Source organism: Providencia sp. UF-183 (assembly GCF_058246155.1).
This window is the reverse complement of record NZ_JBSICD010000009.1, coordinates 1-24527: the sequence shown is the minus strand read 5'-3', so window position 1 is coordinate 24527 and position 24527 is coordinate 1. Positions and strand designations below refer to the sequence as shown.

The 24527-nt window shown below is 42.3% G+C and carries 23 protein-coding genes; 17 read left to right on the top strand and 6 right to left on the bottom strand.

What is annotated here, in order from left to right; genetic code table 11:
• The first annotated feature begins 38 nt into the window (after positions 1-38).
• The 11 genes from pilM to trpS all read left to right on the top strand — a co-directional run bounded on the left by pilM (position 39) and on the right by trpS (position 9864).
• On the top strand, positions 39-920 hold the full coding sequence (gene pilM, locus AC4IFT_RS10285; protein WP_490734061.1) for a pilus assembly protein PilM: 882 nt from the start codon (positions 39-41) through the stop codon (positions 918-920).
• A 3-nt stretch (positions 921-923) separates the two neighbouring features.
• Positions 924-1478, top strand: a complete 555-nt coding sequence (locus AC4IFT_RS10280; RefSeq protein WP_490734063.1) for a PilN domain-containing protein — start codon at positions 924-926, stop codon at positions 1476-1478.
• Positions 1471-2022, top strand: coding sequence for a hypothetical protein (locus AC4IFT_RS10275; RefSeq protein ID WP_490734065.1), 552 nt, complete (start codon positions 1471-1473; stop codon positions 2020-2022). The genes AC4IFT_RS10280 and AC4IFT_RS10275 overlap by 8 nt, the downstream gene beginning before the upstream one ends.
• A complete protein-coding gene (locus AC4IFT_RS10270) occupies positions 2015-3070 on the top strand; it encodes a secretin GspD/PilQ domain-containing protein (RefSeq protein ID WP_490751273.1) in 1056 nt (351 codons plus the stop codon). The genes AC4IFT_RS10275 and AC4IFT_RS10270 overlap by 8 nt, the downstream gene beginning before the upstream one ends.
• Positions 3071-3576: 506 nt before the next feature.
• Positions 3577-4098 (top strand): shikimate kinase AroK, encoded by a 522-nt coding sequence (gene aroK / locus AC4IFT_RS10265; protein WP_490734069.1) that lies wholly within the window; start codon positions 3577-3579, stop codon positions 4096-4098.
• Positions 4099-4145: 47 nt separating this feature from the next.
• The gene (aroB, locus tag AC4IFT_RS10260) at positions 4146-5234 is read left to right on the top strand and encodes a 3-dehydroquinate synthase (RefSeq protein ID WP_490734071.1); all 1089 of its coding nucleotides are present in this window, start codon (positions 4146-4148) and stop codon (positions 5232-5234) included.
• Between the two features lie 295 nt (positions 5235-5529).
• The gene (locus AC4IFT_RS10255) at positions 5530-6438 is read left to right on the top strand and encodes an SPOR domain-containing protein (RefSeq protein WP_490751272.1); all 909 of its coding nucleotides are present in this window, start codon (positions 5530-5532) and stop codon (positions 6436-6438) included.
• Between the two features lie 82 nt (positions 6439-6520).
• Positions 6521-7423 carry an adenine-specific DNA-methyltransferase gene (gene dam / locus AC4IFT_RS10250; RefSeq protein WP_490734075.1) on the top strand — a complete coding sequence of 301 codons (903 nt, stop codon included), beginning with the start codon at positions 6521-6523 and terminating at the stop codon, positions 7421-7423.
• Positions 7424-7438: 15 nt separating this feature from the next.
• Positions 7439-8113 carry a ribulose-phosphate 3-epimerase gene (rpe, locus tag AC4IFT_RS10245; RefSeq protein ID WP_047756509.1) on the top strand — a complete coding sequence of 225 codons (675 nt, stop codon included), beginning with the start codon at positions 7439-7441 and terminating at the stop codon, positions 8111-8113.
• Positions 8110-8802, top strand: coding sequence for a phosphoglycolate phosphatase (locus tag AC4IFT_RS10240; protein ID WP_490734078.1), 693 nt, complete (start codon positions 8110-8112; stop codon positions 8800-8802). Before rpe ends, AC4IFT_RS10240 begins: the two co-directional genes overlap by 4 nt.
• A gap of 18 nt (positions 8803-8820) precedes the next feature.
• Positions 8821-9864, top strand: a complete 1044-nt coding sequence (trpS, locus tag AC4IFT_RS10235; RefSeq protein WP_206085210.1) for a tryptophan--tRNA ligase — start codon at positions 8821-8823, stop codon at positions 9862-9864.
• A gap of 3 nt (positions 9865-9867) precedes the next feature.
• Here trpS and AC4IFT_RS10230 read toward each other — a convergent pair whose 3' ends face one another.
• Positions 9868-10095 carry a YceI family protein gene (locus AC4IFT_RS10230; protein ID WP_490751271.1) on the bottom strand — a complete coding sequence of 76 codons (228 nt, stop codon included), beginning with the start codon at positions 10093-10095 and terminating at the stop codon, positions 9868-9870.
• Between the two features lie 89 nt (positions 10096-10184).
• The gene (locus tag AC4IFT_RS10225) at positions 10185-10862 is read right to left on the bottom strand and encodes a hydrolase (RefSeq protein WP_490751270.1); all 678 of its coding nucleotides are present in this window, start codon (positions 10860-10862) and stop codon (positions 10185-10187) included.
• A 265-nt stretch (positions 10863-11127) separates the two neighbouring features.
• Between AC4IFT_RS10225 and AC4IFT_RS10220 the strand changes: the two genes are divergently transcribed.
• Positions 11128-12003, top strand: coding sequence for a pirin family protein (locus tag AC4IFT_RS10220; protein ID WP_219245225.1), 876 nt, complete (start codon positions 11128-11130; stop codon positions 12001-12003).
• Positions 12004-12046: 43 nt separating this feature from the next.
• On the opposite strand, the gene AC4IFT_RS10215 is transcribed toward AC4IFT_RS10220, so the two are convergent.
• Positions 12047-12952: a LysR substrate-binding domain-containing protein gene (locus tag AC4IFT_RS10215; protein ID WP_490751269.1), complete on the bottom strand. Its 906-nt coding sequence runs from the start codon at positions 12950-12952 to the stop codon at positions 12047-12049.
• Positions 12953-13124: 172 nt separating this feature from the next.
• Here AC4IFT_RS10215 and AC4IFT_RS10210 point away from each other — a divergent pair, with 172 nt between their 5' ends.
• Positions 13125-14810 (top strand): ABC transporter ATP-binding protein, encoded by a 1686-nt coding sequence (locus AC4IFT_RS10210; protein ID WP_490751268.1) that lies wholly within the window; start codon positions 13125-13127, stop codon positions 14808-14810.
• Positions 14803-16431, top strand: a complete 1629-nt coding sequence (locus AC4IFT_RS10205; RefSeq protein ID WP_490751267.1) for an ATP-binding cassette domain-containing protein — start codon at positions 14803-14805, stop codon at positions 16429-16431. Before AC4IFT_RS10210 ends, AC4IFT_RS10205 begins: the two co-directional genes overlap by 8 nt.
• Here the strand turns inward: AC4IFT_RS10205 and yiiM are convergent.
• On the bottom strand, positions 16428-17108 hold the full coding sequence (gene yiiM, locus AC4IFT_RS10200) for a 6-hydroxyaminopurine reductase (RefSeq protein WP_490734091.1): 681 nt from the start codon (positions 17106-17108) through the stop codon (positions 16428-16430). The two genes, AC4IFT_RS10205 and yiiM, sit on opposite strands and share 4 nt — an antisense overlap.
• Positions 17109-17249: 141 nt before the next feature.
• A complete protein-coding gene (gene sodA / locus AC4IFT_RS10195) occupies positions 17250-17876 on the bottom strand; it encodes a superoxide dismutase [Mn] (RefSeq protein ID WP_225819965.1) in 627 nt (208 codons plus the stop codon).
• 418 nt (positions 17877-18294) lie between these two features.
• Here sodA and acs point away from each other — a divergent pair, with 418 nt between their 5' ends.
• The 3 genes from acs (at position 18295) to actP (ending at position 22381) form a co-directional block, all read left to right on the top strand.
• Positions 18295-20250, top strand: coding sequence for an acetate--CoA ligase (gene acs / locus AC4IFT_RS10190; RefSeq protein ID WP_490751266.1), 1956 nt, complete (start codon positions 18295-18297; stop codon positions 20248-20250).
• A 173-nt stretch (positions 20251-20423) separates the two neighbouring features.
• Complete coding sequence (locus tag AC4IFT_RS10185; protein ID WP_490734095.1) at positions 20424-20735, top strand: DUF485 domain-containing protein; 312 nt, start codon at positions 20424-20426, stop codon at positions 20733-20735.
• Complete coding sequence (actP, locus tag AC4IFT_RS10180) at positions 20732-22381, top strand: cation/acetate symporter ActP (protein ID WP_219245217.1); 1650 nt, start codon at positions 20732-20734, stop codon at positions 22379-22381. The genes AC4IFT_RS10185 and actP overlap by 4 nt, the downstream gene beginning before the upstream one ends.
• 198 nt (positions 22382-22579) lie before the next feature.
• On the opposite strand, the gene AC4IFT_RS10175 is transcribed toward actP, so the two are convergent.
• Complete coding sequence (locus AC4IFT_RS10175) at positions 22580-23008, bottom strand: hypothetical protein (protein ID WP_490734098.1); 429 nt, start codon at positions 23006-23008, stop codon at positions 22580-22582.
• Between the last annotated feature and the right edge of the window lie 1519 nt (positions 23009-24527).

Sequence of the window (24527 nt, the reverse complement as noted above, 5' to 3'; positions counted from 1 at the left end):
AAAATGTAATTTAATCGTTAATGATAAGGAAATTAACTATGTACACATCAAAATGGAACATTGGGATCGATATTTATCAAAATAAAATTCAGTTAGTTGCCACGAAACGCCGTCGAAAATACTGGTCTTTATGTGAATGTTGGCAGCAGCAATTTCCTTTCGAAATAACGGATAATTCAGACCCTGAACAACACCAAATTCTACTGAAACTTTTAATACAGTGGCGTCAGAAATTACCGAAAAACTGTGCTGTTTCTATCGCCTTACCCGCTGTTCGTACATTAAAACAACAACTTTCATTACCAAGCCAAGTCCACCTACAACAACCTGAACTTGGCTGGTATCTGCAATCACAAGCGGAAAAATGTTTTCCAATGAACGTTCATGAACTGACTATTGACTATCGTGTCGTCGACCAACAAGTTTACCTCAATGGGGCTCGAAAAGCGGATATTGCTTTCTGGCAAAATCTCTTAGCACAAAGCGGGTTTAATTTACTGGCAATTGATGTTGCCCCTATCGCATTACGCTACATTGCTCGCTATTGTGGCTTACCTGACGAATGCTGGCTTGTTCATTATAGACAAGGTGAATGGTTATGGTCAGGTCCAATTAGCCTACCTGCAAATTATAACCATGTTTCAGACCATGAGATCACCACCCTTTCTCAGCTTTTACCTCATCTAACAACAGAAGGCCATGGCTCCGCGTTACCCATTTACCTCATAACCGATCACTCAAATATAGCCCAACCTCCCGACACAGCAACCCCACAAACCGCTCATGAGAGCCACCTTCAATGGCCATCACACAAATGGGAATTACTACAAGCCTTTCAACACCATAATCTAAAACTTCCGCGTCAATTAGGCGACTTTGTCATAGCTGCTGGGCTCGCGCTGCGCCATAGGGATATTTAACAAATGAAAATTGCAAATCCATATCAAGTGAATTTTTTACCTTGGAGGCAACAGGAGATGATGAAAAAGAAGCGTGAATTTATTCTTTTCACTTTCGCATTATGTTGTTCAGCCATAGTGGCTTGTTGCTTTTTATATTTATTTCAACAAATTAATATTGATAAGAAAAAAATATCGCTGTATAGCGCACAAGAAAAGCACCAGCAAATCCAACAACTAACTCAGGAAATAGCTCATCAACAATCTCAATTAAATCAGCTAATTGAAAAACAGAATAAATATAAAGCTGTCGAGCAAAGCAACCGAGCACTACTCGTTTTGTTACATAGCTTGCCTGAAATCACTCCGGCCAAAAGCTGGTTGACCTCTTTCCAATTGATTAATGATCAACTCGATATCAAAGCTAATAGCTATGACTTCCAAAATATGGCGCTTTTTGGCCAGCAACTGGAAAACCAGAAAAGCTTAAGTGACATTCAATTCATGCAACTTAACCGCAAGCATCAGCTAAACCGCCTACATTTAACGGCAAAATACCAAGGAGAAAAAAATGAATGAAACATATCATGCCTTTTGGTATCGCCCTTTTTGGCAACAAATTTTGCCAATAGTTACTTTCATCGGGGTGTTTTTTATTGCTGGCTATTTTACGTACTGGAAACAGTCATCTTCACAACTCAATGAATTAGAAATTGAAAATACGAATTTACTTAATCGCATTCAACAAGAAGAGCTACGCATTCTGCAATCCCCTTCTATCAATCTATTAACACAACAGATTCAGAGCATTGAGCTACCCTCAATACACAAAGCTCCCCCGATTGCACTCTTTTCACATTTTCATTCATTGGTTAGTCAGTCTGGAGTCACACTTAACCAGTTACAACCCGTGAATAATAATGAGGGGTATCTTATGGAGGTTCAGGGAAATTTTGCCAATATTTCTCTTTTTATCCAGAAACTCATTTCCTCATCAACGTCCGCTGCATGGTATTACCCAGAAATAACATTATCCCTACGAAAAAATACCCTTATTGCCTCCGTAACGCTTTCATCAATATTTCACTTAACCACTATCAAGGATGAAAATAGCTATGAATAGCCCACGACTTATCACTTTGAGGCGAGTAACCGCTATCTTCTTATTAATACTTAACCCCGCTTTTGCAGAGCAAATCCGAGATCCTTTCGTCCCACTGCAACCCATAGAAGAAAACATTCTCTCTCAAGCTATTGATCCCCCATTACCTCCTAGCATCAATAATGAGGTTTGGATTGAAAAAATTTTCAAATTAGTCTCAATAAAAGCCCAAGAAGTTCACCACTTACTAAAGCAACCTGAAACAGCGTTGTTATCCCCAAAAGCGACCATTCGCCACGAGGACACAACAAATAGCGTGATCATCAAAGACACCCAAGAACGTCTCACTCTCATTGAAGAATGGATAAAACATAAAGATTTACCTCAACAACAAGTTCAGATCACCGCACACATCATTAGCAGTAGTAAGACAGCGCTACAGGAGTTGGGTCTTGAGTGGGGGCTTCTGGCAAGCAATACAACGCACAGTCGGCTTAACCGCTATAATCGCTATCACTCTGCGCCGGGGCAGTTTTCATTTAATGTCTTAAAATTGAGCGATGGGTTACTTGAAATGAAGCTCAATGCATTAGAAAAAGAAAATTTATTATCTATTATTGCTAGTCCTCGGTTAGTGGCCTCACATCAACAACCTGCCAGCATCCAACAAGGGACTGAAATTCCTTATGTCACCAGTAGTGAAAAGAAAACTCATGTTCAATTCAAGGACGCCGTTTTAGGTATGGATGTCACTCCCACTATTATCCGCGACGAAAAAGTAGCGTTAAACCTAAAAATTAGTCATAACTCACCAGATACCGCACTGACTAGTAGCCAAAATCACCATTTAGCAATAAACAAGCAGGAAATAGCCACTTTCGTCACCATTAAAAATAATGAGACGCTGATATTGGGTGGCATTTTTCAGCAAAAACAAGAAAAAACGCAAACAGGCCTGCCCTTCCTTTCACAAGTTCCTCTTTTAGGGGCATTGTTTACAAATAGTGCGGAACACATCGATAGGCGGGTTCTCGTCGTTTTTATTACACCAAAACTTATCAATATTTAGTATGAATAAAATAACTCCTATACTTCAAGTAGTTGAATACACAATAAGTCAAAGAGAGAAAAAAAAAAGGGTTTTTATGCCATAAACCTACCGGATAAATTTGACGCTGACGTCGTTTTAGCATACAAGGTTATCCATTGAATGTTCTAACTATCCTTAGATTAAAGAACAAGCTGTCAGTCGCTTATAAAACAGCCACAATTATTTTGCTCTACAATTAACAGAAATATTACGCTCCAAATGGTATTTAAAATCTGTTAAAAATCATGCTAAACAATGCATTAGGCAATAAAGACGGCTCAAATATAGAAACCTGTGATTTTAAATGTGGCACTTTGTTCGCTTAGTGCCACATTTATATAGTTGCAATCCTAGTTGATGTGTTGAGATAATTTTCTTATCTGATCTCACATCATCACTAATGAGGTTTCAGTTTAGGTCCCGTTGCTAATTTTTTATTGGCGGGGCGGGTTCATTAACGAATAATCGTAGTAATACCAAAAAACATGGCAGAGAAACGCAATATCTTTCTGGTTGGACCAATGGGCGCTGGCAAAAGCACTATTGGCCGTCAGTTGGCACAACAGCTTAATATGGAGTTTTTCGACTCTGATCACGAGATAGAAAAACGCACCGGCGCGGATGTCGGCTGGGTATTCGACCTTGAAGGCGAAGAAGGCTTTCGTGATCGCGAAGAAAAAATCATCAATGAACTCACTGAGAAACAAGGCATTGTACTAGCGACGGGTGGCGGTTCTGTTAAATCCAAAGAAACCCGCAACCGCTTATCAGCTCGCGGTGTCGTTGTGTATCTCGAAACCACAATTGAGAAACAGCTTTCTCGTACGCAACGTGATAAAAAACGCCCACTGTTACAGGTTGATGAACCTGCGCGTGAAGTACTTGAGAAACTAGCTGACGAGCGCAACCCTATGTATGAAGAAATCGCGGATATCACGATTCATACGGATGAACAAAGCGCTAAAGTCGTTGCTAACCAAATCATTGAAATGTTAGAAAAAAACTAACTTATCATCGTGTTATTTTGTCAGTAATGAATTCAAGGTAGAACAAGATGGAAAAGGTCACCGTTACGCTCGATGAGCGCAGTTATCCAATCAATATTGCCCCCGGTTTATATAACCAAACAGGAGCATTTTGGCCATTAGCTGCTGGTCAACGAGCAATGATAGTGACAAACGAAACACTGGCACCCATTTATCTTGAGAAGATAAAACGTGTTCTTGAGACTTCTGGTGTCAAAGTGGACTCCATCACCCTACCGGATGGCGAACAGTATAAATCATTATTTATTATGAATGATGTCTTTACTGCATTACTTGAAAAACATCATAACCGCGATACCACCCTCATCGCTCTTGGTGGGGGAGTTATCGGTGATTTAACGGGTTTTGCAGCTGCAAGCTATCAACGCGGTGTTCGCTTTATCCAAGTTCCAACCACATTGTTATCCCAAGTAGATTCATCCGTCGGTGGTAAAACCGCAGTCAATCACCCGTTAGGGAAAAATATGATTGGGGCATTTTATCAGCCTGCGTCTGTTGTCATCGACCTCGATTGCTTAAAAACACTCCCGCCAAGAGAGCTGGCTTCTGGTCTCGCTGAAGTCATTAAATATGGCATCATCCTTGATGGTGAGTTTTTCACTTGGTTGGAAAACAATATTGATGCGTTGGTTGCTTTGGACAACCAAGCGATGGCTTACTGTATTCGCCGTTGCTGTGAACTCAAAGCACAAGTCGTTGCTGCCGACGAAAAAGAAACGAGTGGCCTACGTGCCTTACTCAACTTAGGGCACACTTTCGGCCATGCGATTGAAGCACATATGGGCTACGGTGTTTGGTTGCATGGTGAAGCGGTTGCAGCGGGTATGGTCATGGCTGCTAAAACAGCTGAATTAATCGGCCAATTCACTCCAGAGCAAACACAACGCGTTATTGCGCTGTTAGAACGCGCCTCACTCCCAGTCAAAGGTCCTTCGCAAATGAAGCCTGATGATTATCTACCACACATGATGCGTGATAAAAAAGTGATGGGTGGAAAATTACATTTAATTCTACCAACAACTATCGGGCATTCAGAAATGCGTTCCGATATTGATTCGCAAACGGTAATTACCGCGATAACATCCTGTACGCCATAAAATTATGGCAAAATGACCTTATGCATCACCAAAAACAAAGAAAAGACCTAATTTGTCCTGGTGTTTTAAAATGTTACTGGTAGATGCAGTTCAAAGTCGTTAAATTATACGGTATGCCTACGCCTCTATACGAAACTCAACAAAGCATAATGAAAATATCATTCTGACTAGCATGGTATTACGAAAGAATCTATGCTTTAAAAATGAGCAGAAAACTCTGCTTGGTCGTTAACAGGTTGTACTGATAAGAGACATTTTATCTCTACTATAGGCAAATTTTATTCGGGAGAGGAAAATGGACGAATTTAAACCAGATAACCAGCCGCAAGGTCAAAATGATCTTAGGCCAGATACATCAGACAGGCCAGCAGGGCGCTCGCGCCAATCAACAACTGCGAAACCAAAAATCGCCTTATCACGCCAGCACATCATGATAGGCGTTGGTGTGCTTGTTTTACTGCTACTGATTATTGCCATCAGTTCCGCATTAAAAGCCCCTACAGAGCATGAGCGTCAGCAAACAACCAGTAATAATAGCGGGCAGAACATTGATTTATCTGGTTCTTCCTCGTTGACCAATACACAAGGTCAAACCCAGCCAGGACAAGCCCAAGAAATTACGGGTTCACAAATCACGCCAACACCAACCCAAGGTGAGCTACAAACCCAGCCAAATGGTTTAGGTGAGCGAATCGAAATTCCAGGTGATGTTGTTGATGCCTTAAACCAAGGCCAAGTTCCTACTCCGGGCACAGCGCAGCCACAAAATGTGACACCGCTGAACCCACCTGTTGTTAAACCTGTTGAGCAACAACCAACAGTGAAACCGGTAACACCAGAAAGAACACCACCAAAAGCGGTAGAGCCGAAACAACCCACTCAACCTAAGCAACCAACAAAACCTGCTGCAACGGCCAATAACCAAAGCAGTAATGTCATGTCAGCACCAGCAGGAAGCTATACACTTCAATTAAGCAGTGCTAGCCGTTCAGACACATTGGAAGCTTTTGCAAAAGAAAACAAACTTGCCAACTACAAGGTTTATAAAACTATTCGTAATGGGCAAACTTGGTATGTTCTTATTCACGGTAACTATAATTCAGTGACAGACGCTAAAAATGCAATAGGGACACTTCCTGCTGCCGTTCAAGCGAAAAAACCGTGGGTGAGAAATATGAAACAAGTCAAACAGGATCAAAAATAACAACGTTTTTCCCCGGGCGCATTATGTTGTCCTGACAGAGTATGAATGCAGTTACTCTAAACGATTGTAATAATAAGACGGCATGAAAAAAAAACGCGCTTTTTTAAAATGGGCTGGGGGTAAATACCCCCTTGTGGAAGAAATCCAAAAACACCTTCCACAAGGTGATTGCTTAATTGAGCCTTTTGTTGGTGCAGGGTCAGTGTTTTTAAATACCAGCTATGATTCTTATATACTGGCAGATATCAACAGTGACCTCATCAATCTCTATAACACGGTTAAACACCGAACTGACTTTTTTATTGAAGAAGCCCAGCGCATCTTCACGCCTGAATTTAATACCTCAGAACAATACTATTTGATGCGTGAAGCGTTTAATAAATCCGATGATACGGAAAAACGCAGCGTACTTTTTTTATACTTAAATCGCCACTGTTATAATGGTTTATGCCGTTATAATTCAAAGGGTGAATTTAACGTGCCTTTTGGCCGCTATAAAAAACCTTACTTCCCCAAAGAAGAACTATTGTGGTTCGCAGAGAAAGCGCAACAAGCCACCTTTATCACCCAGCACTATGGTGAAACCTTGTTAAATGCAAGGGAAGGCTCCGTCATCTACTGCGATCCGCCTTATGCACCTCTTTCTGAAACCGCGAATTTCACGGCTTACCACACCAATTCATTTAGTGCGCTTGAGCAACAAAATCTCGCGTTTTTGGCGCATAAATTATCGACAGAAAGTAAAATTCCTGTGTTGATATCAAATCATGATACCCCCTCAACCAGAGAGTGGTATCATCAAGCTCAATTACATATTGTTAAAGTACGCCGCACCATTAGTAGAAACATATTAAACCGTAGTAAAGTCAATGAATTACTGGCTTTGTATACGAATGAAATTAATAGCCTTTCTCCTAGAAAAACGAATAAGAAAAAAACGCAACAACCTGTACCTAGCGCTGAATGGCTCTCAGATAACGACTAATACTCGGAGACAATAATGAAAAACTTCCTCATTGCCCCATCTATTTTATCTGCTGACTTTGCCCGTTTAGGCGAAGATACTGCCAATGTCCTCGCGGCAGGCGCAGATATCGTGCATTTTGATGTGATGGATAACCATTACGTTCCTAATCTGACGTTTGGTGCGCCAATTTGTAAGGCATTACGTGATTACGGTATTACTGCCCCCATTGACGTTCACTTAATGGTAAAACCCGTCGACAGGATCATTCCTGATTTTGCAAAAGCGGGTGCAACACACATTAGTTTCCACCCTGAAGCCAGCGACCACGTTGACCGTTCATTGCAATTAATCAGAGAAAGCGGCTGTACCGCTGGTCTAGTGTTTAATCCAGCAACGCCACTTAGCTACCTTGATTATGTGATGGATAAAGTGGATATGATTTTGCTGATGTCGGTTAACCCAGGCTTTGGTGGTCAATCCTTTATCCCACAAACCCTCAATAAATTGCGCCAAGTCCGTAAATTAATTGATGAAAGTGGTTATGATATTCGCTTGGAAGTCGATGGCGGTGTGAAAGTAAATAATATCGCAGAGATTGCCGCAGCGGGTGCCGACACCTTCGTCGCCGGCTCAGCTATCTTTGATCAGCCAGATTACAAAACCGTTATCGATGCAATGCGTGTTGAATTACAAAAGGTATCTCAATGACTCAAGTTGTATTAGAGAATATCAAAGCCGTTGCTTTCGATTTAGATGGAACACTTGTTGACAGCGCCGGTGGCTTAGCAGAAGCCATCGACAACATGCTGAACGATTTTGATTTCCCCCCTGCCGGCAAAGAACGCGTCTCAATCTGGGTTGGCAATGGTGTTGATGTCTTAGTTGAGCGAGCGCTCACTTGGGCCAAAGCCACCATCACCCCTGATTTGCAAAAACAAGCTCGCCAAAGCTTTGATAAATATTATGCTGTATCTGTCACAACTGGCAGTGAGCTATTCCCTGAAGTCAGAGAAACACTCGAACAGTTAGCAAAGCATGGCTTACCAATGGGGATTGTGACGAACAAAGCGACGCCTTTCATTGCCCCCCTGTTAAAAAAGCTGAATATCGACCACTATTTCTCCCTTGTGTTAGGCAGCGACGATGTTAAAGCCTTAAAACCGCATCCTGCTCCCCTCTATTTAACGATGGGCACCTTCGGTTTACGCAAAGAAGAATTGCTTTTTGTCGGTGATTCCCGTAATGATATTATCGCAGCGCGAAACGCTGGATGCCCGTGTGTCGGTCTGACCTACGGTTATAACTATGGTGAATCTATTGCATTGACTGAGCCTGACTGCGTGTTAACCCATTTTTCAGGCCTATTACCTGCAATCGGTTTATCTGAAATAAAATAAGCAAGGACATAATTTAAAATGAGCACTCCCACTGAAAAACTAAAGCAATCCCAGAAACCTATCGTATTCAGCGGCGCACAGCCTTCCGGTGAATTGACCATCGGTAACTACATGGGTGCATTACGTCAGTGGGTACAGATGCAAGATGATTTTGACTGCATTTACTGTATCGTTGACCAACACGCCATCACCGTTCGCCAAGACCCGGTCGAACTGCGTAAAAGAACTCTCGATACCCTTGCGCTCTATTTAGCCTGTGGCATTGACCCGAAAAAAAGCACCATTTTCGTACAATCCCATGTGCCACAGCATGCACAGCTCAGCTGGGCTCTGAATTGCTACACTTATTTCGGCGAACTCAGCCGTATGACGCAATTCAAAGACAAATCAGCGCGCCATGCCGAAAACATCAACGCGGGTTTGTTTGATTACCCTGTATTGATGGCCGCAGACATTCTGATTTACCAAACCAATCAAGTACCTGTTGGTATCGACCAAAAACAGCACCTTGAATTAAGCCGCGATATCGCACAGCGTTTTAATGCGATTTATGGTGATATTTTCACGGTTCCAGATCCGTTCATCCCAACAGGTGGTGGTGCACGTGTCATGGCACTGCAAGATCCAACCAAGAAAATGTCCAAGTCTGACGACAACCGCAATAACGTTATCGCGCTGCTTGAAGATCCAAAATCGGTTGTGAAAAAAATCAAACGTGCCATGACAGATTCTGAAGAGCCGCCTCGCATTCGTTATGATTTAGAAAACAAACCGGGAGTTTCCAACTTACTGGATATCATGGCGGGTGTAACAGGTAAGAAAATTGCAGAACTCGAAGCGGAATTTGAAGGCCAAATGTACGGTCATCTTAAAGGTGCCGTTGCAGAAGCCGTATCTGAGATGCTGACAGGCTTACAGGCGCGTTACCATGAGTTCCGTGATAACGAAGCACTGCTGAACCAAATTATGGATGAAGGCGCAACCAAAGCCGCGGCTCGCGCTCAAGAAACCTTAGACAAAGTGTACGAAGCGATTGGCTTTGTAAAACGTCCTCAGCTGTAATTTCTATCTCAAACAAATAAAAACGGGGAACATAGGCATCCCCGTTTTTTTTTCAGGTGAATAGCTCATATCCCCACTGATATTATGAAATTCGCCGCTATTGGTAGAAGTATTGAAGTGGTCAGTATAAAACACTGCTTTGGTGTGGGTTGGGTCTAATTTATAGTCTGCTGCCTGTGCTGTTCCAAAAACCAATAAAGATGCCAATAACGGCAGTGCGATTTTGTTCATTACATAATCCCAAAAATAGAGTGAGAGAAGATAGCCTTTTGTATTAAAAGGCTATCTTTAATTCGTGAGTTAAATATTCGCGAGGTTGATTAGCGTTCTGAATCTAATTTTTCATTATTTTTCAAAACGTCCTGCGCTTTGCTATAGCTTTCAATCAGCAATTGATAAGCAGGGAAAATTTGCGTGTATGCCATCGCCCATTCAGCCGCATCTTCACGGTTCCAAGTCCCTTGCAATTCAGAAGCAACTGCCGCGGTATCCATCGGTACCACGCCTGCTTGAACCACGCGCGCTAATGTAATTTCTTGTGCCATTTTGCTGTAAGTGCCTGATGCATCAATCACAACAAAAACTTGATAACCATCCATCACAGCACTAATGGCAGGGAAAGCCATGCAAACGCTGGTGATGGTGCCTGCAATAATCAGCTGTTTTTTACCTGTCGCTTTCACGGCAGCAACAAACTCAGGGTTGTCCCACGCATTAATTTCACCGCGACGGGCAATGTATTGTGCATGAGGGGCATTTTGGTGAATCTCAGGGATCAGCGGGCCATTTGGACCTTGTGGTACAGAAGCCGTGGTGATCACTGGGATTTTCGCTAGTGAAGCCATTTTTGCCAGTACCGCAGCGCGAGCACGCAATTCAGTCATCGGCATATCACCGACCGTTTGGAAAAGTCCACTTTGGTGATCAATTAATAACATCACCGCATCGTTCGGGTTAATAACAGGACGCTGACCATTAAAATTTGCTGGAATACTCATAATAAAGCCTCTCAATCGATGAAGTAAGAAATCTATTTAGAATGAAAAATAGAACGATACCCGCTCCGTTTTCGTGTTATTTAAATTAATCCATCGATTTAAGGCTGAGTAGTCTGATTTTTGATAAACACTGTTCTATAAATAGGATAATAGCTTAAACGTTGATTGTTCTTTTATTGGAACAATGAAACCTATTTTTGCCACTACTCGACGTTTTTCCACTGCTTTATGATTGGCTCATCAAAACAGAATTCGGAGTCTCACCATGAAAAAAATTATTGGTATCTATCAATCTCCACGGAGCCACTGGGTTGGTGATGGTTTCCCTGTTCGCTCAATGTTTAGCTACAGCAACCACGGGAAATACTTGAACCCTTTCTTATTACTCGATAGAGCGGGGCCATTTGCATTCCCAAGCTCAGATGCGGCAAATCGAGGTGTCGGTGAACACCCACACCGCGGGTTTGAAACCGTCACGATTGTTTATGACGGCGAAGTTGCCCACCACGACTCAACGGGAGAAGGGGGTGTCATTGGCCCAGGGGATGTCCAGTGGATGACAGCAGCATCGGGTATTTTGCATCAAGAATACCAATCTGATGACTTTATGAAAAAAGGTGGCACCCTTGATATGGTGCAATTGTGGGTCAATTTGCCTGCAAAAGACAAATCCGCCGCACCGGGCTATCAGCTATTGGAAAGCCAAACGATGCCGAAAGTCACGCTACCCAATGAAGCGGGCACACTGCGTGTCATCGCGGGGGATTATTTAGGTCATAAAGGCGCAGCAAGAACCTTTACCCCACTAGATGTTTGGGATTTACAGCTCAATAAAGGCAAAACAGTCGGTATTCAGACTAAATCAGGCCGCAATGTGGGATTAGTGATGCTGCGCGGCTCAATATTTGTTGATGGGCGTTCTGCCTTAAACGAAGGGGAACTGATGATCCTTGATGATACTCAGAGCAATATTGTGTTAGAAGCAACAGAAGACGCATTGGTGCTGCTATTAAGTGGTGACCCAATTGATGAGCCTGTTGTTGGCTATGGCCCATTTGTTATGAATAGCATGGAAGAAATTAATGAAGCCGTAAATGACTTCAACAGTGGCAAATTTGGCCGTATTCCTGAAACGCAATAAACAGCGCATGATCCCTCGGTAGCATTAAGCTATCGGGGGATTTTTATTTTACTGATGGCGAAATGTTATCAGCTAAATAATTCAGTAATAATTGCACGGATGGTAATAACCCTTTGCGAGAAGGATACACCGCATGAATAATATCTTCAGGAAAACGCCATTCAGGCAATACTTCCACCAGCTCCCCCGATGCAATTTCCTTTTCCACCACCCCATAAGGTAACCTCGCAATACCAATCCCTTTGAGTGCCGCACGGTACAAAGTCAGCACATCGGTTGTCGCTAATTTAGGGGTAAAATGCTGCGTAAAGCTGAGATCGTCGCTATTTTTTAAGGTCAGTGTGTAATTCTGCGAATGCTCCGTATTCGCCAAAATAGGGTAATCCACCAGTTTTTCAGGCTCAATCGGTGCACCTTGTTCAGCAAATAACAGTGGGCTCGCAACCAATATCCTGCGTGAATACCCCAGCACTTTCATCATCAACCCCGAGTCGTCAAGGGGTAAAGAACGCACTCTGATAGCCAAATCTAACCCTTCACTTATCACATCAACGGGGCGATTCACCGCTAAAATTTGAATATCAATATCCGGGTATTGCACCATAAAATCCACCAGCAGCTCATTTAAGTAAACCTGCAATAACGCTACTGGGCATGAAAGTTTAATCGTGCCTTTGGGGTGGGACTGTACAGAACAAATAAGTTCATGGGCAATCTCTGCTTCATCAACCACATTCTTACACTGCTGATAAAACACTTGGCCAACTTCCGTAACATGGAATTGGCGTGTTGAGCGGTAAATCAAGGAAACATTGAGCTTTTGCTCTAAATCGGCAATACGTCGGCTCAGCTTGGATTTTGGGATCCCTAATGCTAAGCCCGCTTGGGAAAAGCCGCCATGTTCGACCACTTTAACGTAATAATAGAGGTCATTTAAATCATATTGCATCTTACTTTCCCCAACCCTCTTGCGATGTCATTTCGTTATCTTACTCAAAACACAGGAAACGTCACCCTTTTCTGCCCTGCAAACAAAACAAATAGTCTGGTAAGCAAAACAACTAAATCCCTTAAATAAAGCGAAATAAATTACAGTGACAGATTCGCTATGGAGGTTTTGTATGTACCGCGCACTTTGGACATTGCTTCGTCCCTATCGCTCAATTTTACTGGTTGCTGTGATTTTACAAGCCATTGCAGGTCTTTGCTCTCTCATCCCATGGGTAGTCATCAGCCAAGTTGCCGTATCACCCGTTCATCAATATGGTAACTGGGTTATTATCGCCTGTATTGGGGGGATAGCCTGGTTAGTTTGCCAAACTCTTGCCATGTACCTCACACACCAAACAGATAGCCACCTATGCCACCAATTGCGATTACAGCTACTTGATAAGATAGGAAAATTACCTTTAAATCACTTTACCCAACAAGGCAGAGACGGCGTTTCGCAAGTAATTGACCGTGATGTCCGCTACCTCCACCAATTAACCGCTCACGCGCCTGCTGACCTTACCAAATTGATGGTAGTCCCTGTTGCCGCCACGCTTATTTTGTTTTGGCAAAGCGTATCACTCACACTTTTTTGCCTTATTCCTTTGGTTGCCGCAGTTTTTTTGTTCCGCGCAATACGAGCACCGCGTTACCAACACTTGTATACAGCTCGTAATGAAACCATGGGGCACCTCTATAGCCAATATGCTGAATTAGCCGATAACCCGTTATTCGCTAGGCAATACCCAAACCAAGGGATACAAAAACGGGCATCACTCGCGCTGCAAGGTTTTGAAACCGCTTTTATACGTTGGATTGGTAAAATTGGTGCATTAAGTTCACTCACCCAAATCGGCATCAGTGCCACTTTGCTGTCTTTCTGGGTCATTTTAGGTGCGATGCAGCTTCCCGGCCCTATTTCACTCGCTCAAGTCATTTTATTTATTCTCTTAATACAAAGTATCGCAGCACCCGTTGCTGCGATGGGGCACGGCGCTGATGCATTAAACCTTGCGGTCAGTGCATCACTGCGCATTGAGAAATTATTAAATGAGCCAGAAATGCAGTACGGCAAGAAAATTCTCGATACAACATCTTGCCACCTTCAACTGACTCAAGTCAGCGTTACTCTTGGCGACAAAAACCTTTTGTCTCAGGTTGATATCGATATTACTGACGGTGAACTCATCGCGATAGTCGGGCCATCGGGGGCAGGGAAAAGCACCTTATTGCAGCTTATGGCGCGCTTTTTAGACCCTTCACAAGGCATCGTTTTATTTAACCAAATACCGCTTCCTGAACTTTCGTTAGCCACGTTAAATCAACAAATAGCCATTGTGATGCAAAACCCGCAGCCTATGCCCTGCTCGTTAAGGGAAAACTTACAACTTTTCGCCCCTAACGCCACAGAAAGTGACATGCACAGCTACCTTGATGCCCTCAATTTATTGCCATTGGTACAACAATCCCCTAAAGGGCTTGATAGTGTGATAGGAAAAGAGATGGTGTTATCGGGTGGAGAATCCCAGCGACTCGCCATTGCGCGAGCCTTGTTATCCCCTGCCCCCTTATTATTGTTCGATGAACCCACCTCTGCACTTGACCCACAAAATGCCCAGCGGGTGTTATCTCTATTACACGATGAATCACGAACCTGCATATTCGTAACCCATAATCTAGATAGCTTAAACCTCGCTAATCGCGTCTTGTTTATGAAAGAAGGTCGATTGATTGCACAAGGCTCTCACAAAGATTTAGCCGAAACATCCGGGGATTATCAGCAGTTATTACGTGCCTTGGAGGAAAACCATGCTTAAGTCCTTATTGTATACGGTACGCAGCGCCATTTTTTGGATGGTATTCGCTGCCATTTTAGATGGGCTCTGCGGGTTATTGCTCGTGTATGTTATTTTTAGTTGGTCTTTAGGCACCATGATACCGCTGACTTTACTGGCGGTGTGCAGCCTGATATCTCTCCTGATCACCTTTATTGCGACCCAAAAAGGCTACTTAGCGGGTGGATTAGTGATGCGCTACCTTGCTAATGCGTTAATCCGCCACTTGCCCTTGTCATTACAACCGATCAAAAATGCCAATCACTTAGTGGCAGGGCCTATTTCACAGATTATGTCTGTCCCTGCGCATTTATTGCATCCCATAATTAGCGGGTTAATCACGCCATTCACTGTCGTATTGGGCGCATTTATCTACCAACCTATTTTTGGGTGCGCACTTTTATTCGTTGGGTTGGTTTTACTATTTACCTTACGCCTTTGTGGCCAAAAAATGGCTTTTTTTGAACAACAAGCCCATACATCTGAACAAGATGTCATTCGCCAACTCGACCAATTTGCACTCCACCAGCCGCTCATCCGTCGAGCAGGCGTTAGCCAATCTCAGCACCAACAACTCACGAGTGCGTTAGCATCACAGTATCAAACACAAAAACAATTACAGCGCCAAAGTTTGCCATTTCATTTACTGTTTTCAGGTGCTATCCAAATCATTTTTATCGCGTTGTTTTATTTAGGCATTCAAAAAATGATCCAAGGTGATATGCCATTAAGCTTATGGTTAGCGGGAATGGTGTTATTAGCGCGGTTTATTGAACCGCTCTGGCTTCTTTCGCATTTAAACCAATCATTAAGACAAGCAAAACAATCGATTAAACAGGTCGAATCCGCATTGATTACCCCTGAATTAGCATTTCCCTATCGAGCCCCTGCTCCTGAAAATAATGATGTCCGTTGCCAAAAGTTATCTTTCTATCATGATAAAAAGAAACGAATTTTAAATAACATTACCGTCAGTTTTGCTCATAATACTTTCACGACTATCGTTGGCCCGTCTGGTGCAGGGAAAAGCACACTCTTAAGCTTACTCGCTCGTCTACAAGACCCGACTCAAGGCTCTGTCAGTTACGGTAATAAAAACCTGATGGAATTATCGCAAGAAGCGCTATGTTCAAAGCGTGGGGTTTTATTGCAAGACAGCGCACTCTTTCGCGGCAGCGTACGCCAAAACTTAACATTAGAAGATGCAAATATTGATGACCGAGAGGTTAACATATTGCTGTCACAGTTAAATTTTGAAGATATTCCTGATTTTTTAAACCAAGATGTCGGCGCGAGTGGCATGGCACTTTCTGGCGGGCAAAAACAGCGTTTAGGTATTGCACGGCTACTTCTGCGCCACCCAGGTATCATTTTAATGGATGAACCAACGGCAAGCCTTGACACCATCAATACGGCTTCCGTGATTTCCTTAATCACTCAAGCGGCTCAGCAAACTCGCATTGTGGTCACTCATCACCCTCACCTTGCGTGTTTAGCAGATAACATCGTCTATATGGAAGATGGAGAGATTATTGCTCAAGGTAGCCATGCAGAACTAATGGCTGGTACGCCTTGGTACCAGCAGTTTATCGGTCAATCCTAACTGCGTTTACCAAATAAACGGTGGCTAAATTCTTCAATGCGATGATTATCAAGGCGATTTTGCATCGTTAGGCTCCAACTGGCAGATAACCCCGCTGCACTGAGGAGCCTATGATACAGCTGCTCATCATAGGGGGCATGAAATGCAATCATTATCGCCTCTTGTACTGAAACATCACTGTTGCGGCTCAATAGCGTTAGCGGTGAATTAGCACTGACATTCCCCGTTTTAATCACGCGATATAACCACCCACAACGACCGTTGTCTTGCATGATTTGAGCGAAGTTTTCCACGCCCGTTAAGCCGTTCAGCTTATAGCAAGGAGAGCGAGGTTGAGTAACCTGAATTCGCGCATCCCCCCACCCATAAATATCACCGATAAATACATTTTCTTCAGTCATTCCCAGTGTGGAGATATTTTCACCGAATGCTGATGCCATAAATAAGTCATCTTGTTCAGGATATGCATTAAGCCAAAATTCGTAGTGATCACGAGGATAATGGCAAAGCGCTCTATCAGGGCCACCGTGAAAACGCGTTTCTGCTTGCTCATCGCCCTCTAATCCAAGCTGCCCCAACATCAATAACCCATCTGCCGCATGTTTATGAATCGCACTTCGACCGCAAGATTGCGTTGCTTGGACTTTACCGATAAAGACTTGGGGTAGGAATGACATGGGCGGCGCTCTCCACATAAATTGGTGACGAAGCCTTTATCATAAAGAATGCAACTCGAGATAACAATCAAATGGGCTGCAAATAAAAAAGGCGCAGCACCATCGATGCTACGCCCATTGAGACTTAATTAAAAAGTCTAATTATTTAGCTTTTGAAGCGAAACGTGCCGCTGCTTCGTCCCAGTTAACCACTGACCAGAACGCTTTGATGTAATCAGGGCGACGGTTTTGGAATTTCAGGTAATATGCATGTTCCCACACATCTAAACCGATGATTGGGTAGCCTGAAGCGCCAGAAATCGCTTCACCCATTAATGGGCTGTCTTGGTTAGCAGTTGAAACAACAGCTAATTTACCGTCATCTTTTAGAACCAGCCACGCCCAGCCTGAACCAAAGCGAGTTGCTGCTGCTTTCTCAAACAGCTCTTTGAATGCATCAACGCTACCAAAATCGCGCTCGATAGCCGCTTTCAAGTCGCCTTTTAATTCAGTATTTAATTTCAAACCTTTCCAGAACATGCTGTGGTTTGAGTGACCACCCGCATTGTTACGTACGAAGGTACGTTGATCAGCAGGAATTTGGTCTAATTTTTGAATCAGAACGTCAATATCCAGACCTGCTAATTCAGGTAATTTTTCTAACGCCGTGTTGGTGTTAGTCACATAGGTTTGATGGTGCTTAGTGTGGTGGATTTCCATGGTTTGTTTGTCAAAATGTGGTTCCAACGCATCATAAGCATAAGGTAAAGCAGGTAATGTATAACTCATTTTATTGTCTCCAGTGACGTAAATACCACTATGTTTCTCATTTTCACCACAAGGTTCATAGGGTATGGCACTTGCGTAGTTTCGCACCTTGTGAATTTCTCTCTATTATAGTTATTTTACTGTTAATGAAAATCATTATCAAATCCATGATAAAATTGTGGTCTTTTGCATTCCCTATGAGAATTAGTTTATACAGTAACTAATACCAACATCCCCACAGTTTATTTTTCTTTACATCTAACATTTTCAATATTTTTAGATTTATATTCCAATACTGGATTTAGCATCAAATGATAATCCTGCAAATCTCATTACAATTAATACGTGATCTTCCGCGCAAAAGAAAAACAAATTTATATTTCGTGCTTTAGTTAACCGTTTTTTGACATAGTATTAACATCTGCAAGGAGATAATAATATGACTCAAATAACTAAACATCCCGTTCCTGCTGAAATTGCAAAAAATGCCCTGATTACCGAACAACAGTATAACGATGAGTACCAACGCTCGATTCAAGACCCTGAAGGATTTTGGGGCGAAAAAGGAAAAATCGTTGATTGGATTAAACCGTACACCCGCGTTAAGAATACCTCTTTTGACCCCGGACACATCGATATCCGTTGGTTTGAAGATGGCACTTTAAATCTAAGTGCAAACTGCTTGGACCGCCATCTGGCTGAAAAAGGCGACCAAGTAGCGATTATTTGGGAAGGCGATGACCCGTCATCGTCAAAAAATGTCACTTACCGTGAACTGCATCATGATGTTAGCCAATTTGCTAACGTCTTAAAAAAACAAGGTATCCGCAAAGGCGATGTCGTGGCGATTTATATGCCAATGGTCGTCGAAGCCGCTGTCGCCATGCTAGCGTGTGCGCGTATCGGCGCTATCCATACGGTCATTTTCGCTGGTTTCTCTCCTGAGGCGGTCTCTGGTCGCGTTATTGACTGTAAAGCGAAGCTGATTATCACCGCAGATGAAGGTTTACGTGCAGGGCGTGCTATCCCACTGAAGAAAAATGTGGATGACGCATTAGCCAACCCGCAAGTCACTACCGTTACGAATGTCATTGTCTACCAACGTACAGGCAATGTCCCAAGTTGGGTCGAAGATCGCGACTTATGGTGGCATGACGTCATCAAAGGGGTTAGCGCTGATTGCCCGCCAGAAGAAATGAGCGCGGAGGACCCGCTGTTCATTCTGTACACCTCAGGCTCAACAGGTAAACCCAAAGGGGTTCTTCACACCACTGGTGGTTATCTGGTTTATGCCACACTCACGTTTAAATATACCTTTGACTATCATCCAGGTGAAGTCTACTGGTGTACTGCAGATGTGGGCTGGGTAACAGGCCATAGCTACTTACTCTATGGGCCATTATCCAATGGCGCAAAAACTGTTATGTTTGAAGGTGTACCAAATTACCCATCCGTTAATCGAATGAGTCAGGTCGTTGATAAGCACCAAGTCAATATTCTTTATACCGCGCCAACTGCTATCCGTGCATTAATGGCGGAAGGCGACAAAGCGATTGAAGGTACCGACCGTAGCTCATTACGTATTCTTGGTTCTGTTGGCGAGCCAATTAATCCTGAAGCGTGGGAATGGTTCTACAAAAAGATTGGTAACAGCCGTTGCCCAGTGGTTGATACATGGTGGCAAACCGAAACGGGTGGTTTTATGATCACACCGCTGCCGGGTGCAACCATGTTAAAACCGGGCTCCGCAACATTGCCTTTCTTTGGTGTCCGTCCTGCACTTGTGGATAACCTCGGTGAACCTATTGAAGGGGCAACCGAAGGTAACTTAGTGATTGTCGATTCATGGCCGGGTCAAGCCCGTACTTTATTTGGCGATCACGAGCGCTTCGAGCAAACCTATTTCTCCACCTTTAAAGGCATGTACTTTAGTGGTGATGGCGCTCGTCGTGATGAAGATGGTTATTACTGGATCACAGGTCGTGTTGACGATGTACTGAATATCTCAGGCCACCGTTTAGGCACCGCAGAGATTGAGTCCGCCCTCGTCTCGCACCCGAAAGTGGCTGAAGCCGCTGTGGTTGGTATTCCTCATAGTATTAAGGGGCAGGCAATCTATGCCTATGTCACATTAATATCAGGGGTTGAACCCTCTCCTGAGCTATACACTGAAGTTCGCAATTGGGTGCGTAAAGAAATTGGCCCAATCGCAACACCGGACGTTCTTCACTGGACGGATTCTTTGCCAAAAACCCGTTCCGGTAAAATTATGCGCCGTATCCTACGAAAAATTGCATCAGGGGACACCAGCAACTTTGGAGATACCTCCACGCTGGCAGATCCGGGTGTTGTCGAAAAACTACTCGAAGAAAAACAGTCTATGAGTATGTCATAGCGTTAAAAGGCCGTCTTATGGCGGCCTTTATATAAATACTCAAAATCATTAAGCACTAGAAATTAAGTGCATAAATCCCCCGATAATCTTTTCGGGTAGGTTACTGCGGCCAATTTCTAGGTATTTAAAGAGAATAGGGTATGCCAATAATACAATAACAGAGGAGAACTCTGATGAATGCTACTGCTTACGAAAAGGTAGAGGATAACCCTCGCTTCAAAGAACTGGTTAGAAAACGTAGTCGCTTTTCATGGTTGTTATCAGTAATAACGCTTGTCCTGTATGTTGGTTTTATTTTTCTTATCGCTTTTGACCCTAGCTGGTTAGGTACCCCAATTGCGGAAGGTTCATATATCACTAGGGGGATCCCTGTGGGTGTTGGACTGATCATCATTTCGTTTGTGTTAACCGGGCTATACGTTATCCGTGCTAATGGTGAATATGACCGTTTAACGGCCGAAATTTTAAAAGAGGTAGAAAAATGAAATATTTGCTCTCACTCATTCTCTTTTTTACCTCATCAATGGCATTTTCCGATGCATTGACAGGGGATGTTGAACGTCAGCCTGTCAATATTCAAGCTATTGTGATGTTCTTGCTGTTCGTCGGTTTTACGTTATATATCACTTATTGGGCGTCGAAAAGAACGCGTTCTCGCTCTGATTACTATACAGCAGGCGGGAAAATTACAGGTTTCCAAAATGGGATGGCAATTGCTGGGGACTTTATGTCCGCCGCCTCCTTCTTAGGGATCTCCGCTCTGGTTTATACTTCTGGCTATGATGGGCTAATCTACTCAATTGGTTTCTTAATTGGCTGGCCGATCATTCTATTCTTAATTGCTGAGCGCTTACGTAATTTAGGTCGCTACACTTTCGCCGACGTTGCATCTTACCGGTTAAAACAAAGGCCGATTCGAATTTTATCTGCGGTCGGTTCGTTGGTCGTCGTCGCACTCTATCTCATCGCTCAAATGGTAGGCGCAGGTAAATTAATCGAATTATTATTCGGCCTAAATTACCATGTTGCTGTTGTGATTGTCGGTATCTTGATGGTGCTATATGTCCTGTTTGGTGGAATGTTAGCGACCACATGGGTGCAAATCATCAAAGCAATTTTATTATTAGCGGGTGCCACATTCATGGCAGTAATGGTCATGAAGCACGTCGGCTTTAACTTTAATACCTTATTTAAAGAAGCCGTTGCCGTTCATAAAAATGGCATTGCTATTATGAGCCCAGGGGGACTCGTTTCCGACCCAATATCCGCTTTATCACTCGGCTTAGCCTTGATGTTCGGTACAGCAGGCCTTCCTCATATTATTATGCGCTTCTTCACAGTTAGTGATGCAAAAGAAGCCCGTAAGAGCGTGTTCTATGCAACAGGATTTATCGGTTACTTCTACATATTAACCTTCATTATTGGCTTCGGTGCGATTGTTCTTGTCAGCTCAAACCCTGCATTTAAAGATGCTGCAGGTGCGTTGATAGGCGGTACCAATATGGCTGCGGTTCACCTAGCTGACGCTGTTGGTGGTAACTTCTTCCTAGGCTTTATTTCTGCGGTTGCTTTCGCCACCATTCTTGCGGTTGTTGCAGGTTTAACACTTGCTGGTGCTTCAGCGGTATCCCATGACCTTTATGCGATGGCAATGAAAAATGGTAAAGCTGACGAAAAAGACGAGTTACGAGTCTCAAAAATTACGGTTGTTATCTTAGGTTTTGTTGCAATTGGACTTGGTATTTTGTTTGAAAAACAAAATATTGCTTTCATGGTCGGTTTAGCCTTCTCCATCGCAGCAAGCTGTAACTTCCCAATTATTTTACTGTCAATGTACTGGCGCAAACTCACCACTCGCGGCGCATTAGCAGGGGGTTGGTTAGGGCTAACTACAGCAGTCGTCTTAATGATTTTAGGGCCAACAATTTGGGTAGGTATCCTACACCATGATAAACCTATCTATCCTTATGAATATCCAGCATTATTCTCTATGATTGTCGCATTTGTCGCATCTTGGTTATTCTCTATTACCGATAACTCAGAACAAGGCAGAATGGAAAGAGAACGCTTTAAAGAGCAGTTTGTTCGTTCACAAATTGGCTTGGGTATTGAACAAGGTAAATCTCACTAAGTTTCACTTAATTGCCACCCAAAACGGCTCAAAACATCGAGCCGTTTTTTTTATTATCCTTTCTTATCCCTTTAAGTTTATGGCCTTAATAAAAACCATAGTAAGCTCACTAAGACAAAAAAAATCCTTCTTTCTACATAGAGAAAAGAAGGATATTGATAATATTTAAGGACTTATTTTTATTTTCGTTATTCGTTGCTATCTTGCATAGTGTTGTCTTTCTACATCAGCCCAATTTTCTACAAGTGAATAAAAATCAACTGAATTTGTTTTTCTCTCTTCTTGTAATTTTTTGAATTCTTGCTTATTTTTCGGCGTATAACGAGAAAGTAATTGGTCTAATACAACATGCTTATCCGCAAATTGGGAACCCAATTTTAGCGTTTTAAACAATGTGATAGTGATAATCCCACTGATTGCTAGCATTCCCACAACAGATGCAAAGCTATACTCAATTCCAACGAAGTTTCTCACGGCATTTAGCAGTAAAAAGGGTACAAAAAACATCACCAATAAAGAAAGAATCGTTGCACCATCTTGGCCATTGTTAAACTCATTTTCTTTCTGGTTATTCACAGAAAGGATTTGGTCAAAAATTTTATGGTTAGCGCTTTTTGTTTTATTCATGTGATCCACCTATGGTACAGAGGTATTGTTTACAAGAAATACAATACATAAGAAGGTATAACTTGCTTAGCAGACCTATCTTTCATATCAAGATGCGAGTTTCTTTCCTTTGAAAATTTCACTTATAAGCAAACTTCATCTATAACGCGATAACTAGATATGCCATTAACTACTTTGAAACAGTATAAATGTAAGTAAATGAAACATCAATTTAACAATTTTTATATAAAAAAATAAACAATTGCGCATTTTTCTATCAATAATTTGCAAATATAATAACCACTTTTTATATAAGTAAAATTGGTTAATTTTACTTTATTGATTGATATTACTGAGTTTACTGTAGAAAAAATGGACATAATAGGTGTATTAATTAGCACCATAAAAACCATTAAACTGATAAATATTATATGACGGGATCAGAACAAACAAGCCAGATAATTACGTTAAGTCATTATTATTTTTAATAGGTCATGATTTATCTATCACTAATGAGATAAAAAGTAGCCATAGATGAAAGCCACCACTCTTTTAACCTGCCTACTCCATAAATATACTTATCGCTATAGCGACTATCTATGCATAGCCGCAATCAATTGGATGGTAGAAAACAGAATAAAAACGCGGGAATAATAAGCAATGTGATAACACAAGTTAGTTGCTAAGCGGATTATTGATCAGCGATGAGAAAAAGTGCCATAAATGAGTTAATTGCTGAGTGGACTACTGATTGTCTTATGATTAACTAATCTTTTCATCTTCAGGCCTTACCTACTCTGAAAAAGACAGCGCCCACAACTAGATTACCCGCTAATCTTTATCATCCTCACTTACGCAACTACAGTGCCATAAACAGATAAGTTAGTTACTAAGTGGATTATTGATTAACTACAACAAGAAGTGGCATAAAGGCAGAGGACGATTTTGGGTAGGAAAAGGAACTATGGTGGAAGTTAACATAATGAAAATCGTGATCCCCCGTTAATTGCTTAGCTGATTATTATTTGATGACAAAAAAGAGCTCTAGATAAATAAGTTAGTTGCCAAGTGGACTACTGATTACCTTATCATTAACTGACAAGGGACTTTATCGCTTCACCTTCAGGCCTTACCCACGCTAAAAAGACAGCGCCAACAATAAGAATACCCGCTAATCTTTATCAAATTCACTTACGCAACTACAGTGCCATAAACAGATAAGTTAGTTGCTAAGTGGATTATGGATGAGCAATAAAAGGTGTCGCATAAATACTGGGGTGATTTCAGATGAGAAAAAGGAGCTATGATAAGGGCTAACATGATGAAAATTGTGATAACCCCGATAATTGCCAAGCGGGTTATTGATTAACAATGATAAAAAGATCCCTAGATAAATAAGTTAATTGCTGAGTAAACCACTGATTGGCTTATGATTAACTGACAAAGAGCTTTATCGCTTCATTTTCAGGCCTTACCCACGCTAAAAAGACAGCGCCAACAATAAGAATACCCGCTAATCTTTATCAAATTCACTTACGCA

What these genes read in the sequence shown, in the direction of transcription:
- rpe (WP_047756509.1), top strand. Translation starts at nt 7,439, where the DNA reads ATGAAAAACTTCCTCATTGCCCCATCTATTTTATCTGCTGACTTTGCC.
- AC4IFT_RS10175 (WP_490734098.1), bottom strand. Translation starts at nt 23,008, where the DNA reads ATGAATAAAACAAAAAGCGCTAACCATAAAATTTTTGACCAAATCCTT.
- actP (WP_219245217.1), top strand. Translation starts at nt 20,732, where the DNA reads ATGAAATATTTGCTCTCACTCATTCTCTTTTTTACCTCATCAATGGCA.
- AC4IFT_RS10205 (WP_490751267.1), top strand. Translation starts at nt 14,803, where the DNA reads ATGCTTAAGTCCTTATTGTATACGGTACGCAGCGCCATTTTTTGGATG.
- pilM (WP_490734061.1), top strand. Translation starts at nt 39, where the DNA reads ATGTACACATCAAAATGGAACATTGGGATCGATATTTATCAAAATAAA.
- AC4IFT_RS10230 (WP_490751271.1), bottom strand. Translation starts at nt 10,095, where the DNA reads ATGAACAAAATCGCACTGCCGTTATTGGCATCTTTATTGGTTTTTGGA.
- AC4IFT_RS10215 (WP_490751269.1), bottom strand. Translation starts at nt 12,952, where the DNA reads ATGCAATATGATTTAAATGACCTCTATTATTACGTTAAAGTGGTCGAA.
- yiiM (WP_490734091.1), bottom strand. Translation starts at nt 17,108, where the DNA reads ATGTCATTCCTACCCCAAGTCTTTATCGGTAAAGTCCAAGCAACGCAA.
- aroK (WP_490734069.1), top strand. Translation starts at nt 3,577, where the DNA reads ATGGCAGAGAAACGCAATATCTTTCTGGTTGGACCAATGGGCGCTGGC.
- dam (WP_490734075.1), top strand. Translation starts at nt 6,521, where the DNA reads ATGAAAAAAAAACGCGCTTTTTTAAAATGGGCTGGGGGTAAATACCCC.
- AC4IFT_RS10225 (WP_490751270.1), bottom strand. Translation starts at nt 10,862, where the DNA reads ATGAGTATTCCAGCAAATTTTAATGGTCAGCGTCCTGTTATTAACCCG.
- acs (WP_490751266.1), top strand. Translation starts at nt 18,295, where the DNA reads ATGACTCAAATAACTAAACATCCCGTTCCTGCTGAAATTGCAAAAAAT.
- AC4IFT_RS10240 (WP_490734078.1), top strand. Translation starts at nt 8,110, where the DNA reads ATGACTCAAGTTGTATTAGAGAATATCAAAGCCGTTGCTTTCGATTTA.
- AC4IFT_RS10210 (WP_490751268.1), top strand. Translation starts at nt 13,125, where the DNA reads ATGTACCGCGCACTTTGGACATTGCTTCGTCCCTATCGCTCAATTTTA.
- AC4IFT_RS10280 (WP_490734063.1), top strand. Translation starts at nt 924, where the DNA reads ATGAAAATTGCAAATCCATATCAAGTGAATTTTTTACCTTGGAGGCAA.
- AC4IFT_RS10275 (WP_490734065.1), top strand. Translation starts at nt 1,471, where the DNA reads ATGAATGAAACATATCATGCCTTTTGGTATCGCCCTTTTTGGCAACAA.
- AC4IFT_RS10255 (WP_490751272.1), top strand. Translation starts at nt 5,530, where the DNA reads ATGGACGAATTTAAACCAGATAACCAGCCGCAAGGTCAAAATGATCTT.
- aroB (WP_490734071.1), top strand. Translation starts at nt 4,146, where the DNA reads ATGGAAAAGGTCACCGTTACGCTCGATGAGCGCAGTTATCCAATCAAT.
- trpS (WP_206085210.1), top strand. Translation starts at nt 8,821, where the DNA reads ATGAGCACTCCCACTGAAAAACTAAAGCAATCCCAGAAACCTATCGTA.
- AC4IFT_RS10270 (WP_490751273.1), top strand. Translation starts at nt 2,015, where the DNA reads ATGAATAGCCCACGACTTATCACTTTGAGGCGAGTAACCGCTATCTTC.
- sodA (WP_225819965.1), bottom strand. Translation starts at nt 17,876, where the DNA reads ATGAGTTATACATTACCTGCTTTACCTTATGCTTATGATGCGTTGGAA.
- AC4IFT_RS10185 (WP_490734095.1), top strand. Translation starts at nt 20,424, where the DNA reads ATGAATGCTACTGCTTACGAAAAGGTAGAGGATAACCCTCGCTTCAAA.
- AC4IFT_RS10220 (WP_219245225.1), top strand. Translation starts at nt 11,128, where the DNA reads ATGAAAAAAATTATTGGTATCTATCAATCTCCACGGAGCCACTGGGTT.